Source organism: Brevundimonas vesicularis (assembly GCF_900445985.1).
GTDB lineage: Bacteria > Pseudomonadota > Alphaproteobacteria > Caulobacterales > Caulobacteraceae > Brevundimonas > Brevundimonas vesicularis_D.
This window is the reverse complement of record NZ_UAQP01000028.1, coordinates 1-3,300: the sequence shown is the minus strand read 5'-3', so window position 1 is coordinate 3,300 and position 3,300 is coordinate 1. Positions and strand designations below refer to the sequence as shown.

The following is a 3,300-nucleotide window of genomic DNA, read 5'->3' as shown; positions in this document are numbered from 1 at the left end:
TTATGACGCACGAATTCATCGTCAAAACGCAATCCCTGCTCGTTCATAATACGAAATTCATCCACCACAACCGCATTATCCAAGCTGCCGCCTAAGGCTAAGCCGTGGCTTTGCAAAAATTCAATATCGCGCAAAAAGCCGAAAGTACGCGCGCGGCTAATATCGCGGATGTAATCGCGCGTGGAAAAATCCAAGCGCACATGGTCATTGCGATGGCGAAAGACAGGATGGTTAAAAGCAATGGTAAAGTCTAGGCGGTAGCCTTGATAAGGCGAAAGCCGCGCCCATTTATCACCTTCGCGCACTTCAATGCTTTCATTGATGCGGATAAAGCGTTTTGCCCCGTCTTGCTCGCGGATGCCCGCCTGTTGCAGGAGATAAATAAAGGGAGCGGCGCTGCCGTCCATAATCGGCACTTCGGGCGAATTCAGCTCGATATAGAGGTTATCGATGCCTAAGCCGGCAAGGGCGGACATCAGATGCTCGACGGTCGCGACGCGCCACGCCGTCTACAACCATTGCGGTGCATAATTGCGTGTCGCGTACATCGCGCGCATTAACAGGCACTTCCGCCATAGGATGGATATCCGTACGGCGAAAGACGATACCTGTGCCGACAGGCGCGGGCAGTAGGCGGATATCGCATTGCTTGCCGCTATGCACGCCGATGCCGGAACCTGAAATGGCTTGCTTGATGGTACGCTGACGCAGCATTATTTTGCCTTTCTGCGCAGGATTGAAGGGATATTCAAACCGCTTAAATGCCCATCGCCTTTTTGTCCGACTTTTTGAGTGTTTTCCGCTGCAGGGTTAATAGGCATTTCTGCAGCAGGGATAGTTTGCGCATTGTTCGGCGTACCGAAGCCGAAGAGATTGCCACTGTCAAAGGCATCTTCTTCATCGCTGATTCCGGTGGCTAGTAAGGTAACGCGTACCACGTCTTCCGGAATGCTTTCGTCATCATACATACCGGCAATAACCAAGGGATCCGGATAATGCAAAGCCGATTCAATCAGTTTGCCTGCGGTCGTGAAGTCTTTTTTAGTGACTTTGCGAGCAGATACGCTAAACATAATGCCGGTGGCGCGTGAAATATCGATATTTTCCAATAAAGGCGAAGAAATCGCCTTATGCGTTGCGGTGGCGGCACGATCCGGTCCTTGCGCTTCGCCTGAGCCTAAAATAGCGATACCGCGTGCGGACATGATGGTTTTAATATCGGCAAAATCGATATTGAGTTGTCCGTGTTTTTGGATAACGCCGACAATGCTGCGTACACCGTTTTTTAGTACATCATCCACGGCGCGGAAAGCCTCATTCATCGGCATATCATCGCTCATCACTTCCGAAATACGCTCATTGGGAATGACGACCAAGCAATCCACATTAGCTTTTAGAGCTTCAACGCCTTGCTCTGCGATGCGCATACGTCTTGAACCCTCAAAATCAAAAGGTTTGGTGACGATGGCCAATGTGGTGATGCCGATTTCGCGCGCCACTTCCGCAATCACCGGCGCCGCGCCGGTACCGGTGCCGCCACCCATGCCGGCAGCAATGAAAATCATATCCGCCCCTTCCAGAACTTCACGAATACGCTTGCGATCTTCTTCGGCGGCGGCGCGTCCGACTTCCGGCTGCGAGCCTGCACCCATGCCGCGCGTGGTTTCCACGCCTAATTGCAATTTTTGTTGAACAGGGCTGTTTCTTAACGCTTGCAAATCCGTATTTGCACAAATCAGCTCCACACCTTGTAAATCAAAATCGCTCATATGTTTGACCGCATTACAACCGCCGCCGCCCACGCCGACTACGCGGATAAGCACCGGCGAACCTGTTTCGCTACGACTGTCTTCCTGACCGACAAATTCTATGCCCATTGGCTACCTCTTCCAAAAATGTGTTTTAACTTGCGGATTATATCGCGTTTTGGCTGAATTTCCCAAACATGGTCCGGCAAAGGCTCGTATAGCAATTTGGCAATCCCCAAAACGCCCGTCATGCCTGCATCGTATTGCAGGTGATCGGCCAGTCCTTCAATGAAATACGGCTTCGCCAAACGCGCCGGCAAAGCGAATTTTTCTTCTAAATAATGCGTCAGCCCCGGCAGTTGCGCCGCACCGCCGGTAATCACGATGCTGTGAATCGGGATTTCCCGCATGCCCAAGCGGCGCAAAGCGGCTTCAAAATGCTGGAATAATTGCGTATAGCTTTCATGGATGGCGGCAACGAAATCCGCGCTTTCGATTTTGCGTCCGCTGCGCAGCCCCGTATGCGGCAATTCCAAAAACTGCGTTTTCATCAGCGGCAGCAGCATCGCGCCTTGCTGGCATTTGAGCATTTCCGCATATTGGCGCGTGGTGGAATATTTGCCTGCCAAATGGCTGGAAACTTGCTCGCCGCCGATGGTCAGTCCGCCGCTGGCAATCGGCACGCCGTTTAACCAAATCATAAAATCGCTGGTGCCGGCGCCGATATCCAAGAGACATACGCCCATCTCGCGCTCTTCCGCGGTGGTCGCCATATAAGAAGACGCCAAAGCGCTGGAAACGATGGCATTCACGCCGACCCCTGCCGCTTCCACGCAACGCTTGATGGTGGCGCACATGGTTTGATCGGCGCGCAGAACGTGATAACTGGCATTCACCTGCCGCGCCGGCATGGATTCGGGGTAGGCTACTTCATAGCGTCCGTCTAAAACGTATTGCTGCGCCAAGATATGCAGAATTTGCTGGCTCGGCTCGCTGACTTTATGCCGCGCCTGCAAAACCAATTCGCGCATATGAGCATTGCCGACTTGCTGATTTGAAACAAAAATCTGCGCTTCGCTATTCAGCCCCATGACGTATTCTCCGCCGATTGCCACATCGACATTGCGGATTTCATAGCCGGATTGGCGTTCGGCTTCTTCAATCGCATAATGCAATGCCTGTTTTTGCGGCGGCAATATCTTTAATCACGCCGGCTTTCACCGCTTCGGCATTGACCACGCCGCAGCCTAAGACACTGAATTTTCCTTCCGTATTGCTTTGCGCAATCAATACGCGCAAACGCGAACTGCCAATATCGATGACGGCTTGAATATTTTCTATTGCACTCATTTTCCGGCCTTCTCGTTTTTTATTTTCTCGCTCACAGGACTGACCCCCGCTTTCCAACGCACGGAAAAGCCGTCTGCATAACGCAAATCTAAGGTAGAAATATACTGCCCATAACGATTTAACATTTTTTCTTTAATTACCACTAATTTTTTCAGTCGTTTATTTAATTCTTCGCGTCCTAAAATCACTTCGATGCCGTTGG

General features: G+C 51.4%; 6 protein-coding genes. All 6 read right to left on the bottom strand.

The window, feature by feature from the left end:
• Nucleotides 1-476: UDP-3-O-acyl-N-acetylglucosamine deacetylase (lpxC, locus tag DT343_RS18510; protein WP_220116871.1), on the bottom strand; the 476-nt coding region annotated here is incomplete at its 3' end.
• Nucleotides 445-714, bottom strand: a complete 270-nt coding sequence (locus tag DT343_RS18505) for a UDP-3-O-acyl-N-acetylglucosamine deacetylase (protein WP_220116869.1) — start codon at nt 712-714, stop codon at nt 445-447. The genes lpxC and DT343_RS18505, both read right to left, overlap by 32 nt.
• Complete coding sequence (gene ftsZ / locus DT343_RS18500; protein ID WP_112863921.1) at nt 714-1,877, bottom strand: cell division protein FtsZ; 1,164 nt, start codon at nt 1,875-1,877, stop codon at nt 714-716. Before ftsZ ends, DT343_RS18505 begins: the two co-directional genes overlap by 1 nt.
• Nucleotides 1,868-2,944 carry a cell division protein FtsA gene (gene ftsA / locus DT343_RS18495; RefSeq protein WP_181669240.1) on the bottom strand — a complete coding sequence of 359 codons (1,077 nt, stop codon included), beginning with the start codon at nt 2,942-2,944 and terminating at the stop codon, nt 1,868-1,870. The genes ftsZ and ftsA overlap by 10 nt, the downstream gene beginning before the upstream one ends.
• Nucleotides 2,907-3,098 carry a hypothetical protein gene (locus DT343_RS18490; protein WP_146756794.1) on the bottom strand — a complete coding sequence of 64 codons (192 nt, stop codon included), beginning with the start codon at nt 3,096-3,098 and terminating at the stop codon, nt 2,907-2,909. The genes ftsA and DT343_RS18490 overlap by 38 nt, the downstream gene beginning before the upstream one ends.
• The coding region (locus DT343_RS18485; protein WP_220116868.1) for a hypothetical protein at nt 3,095-3,300 on the bottom strand (206 nt) is incomplete at its 5' end. The genes DT343_RS18485 and DT343_RS18490, both read right to left, overlap by 4 nt.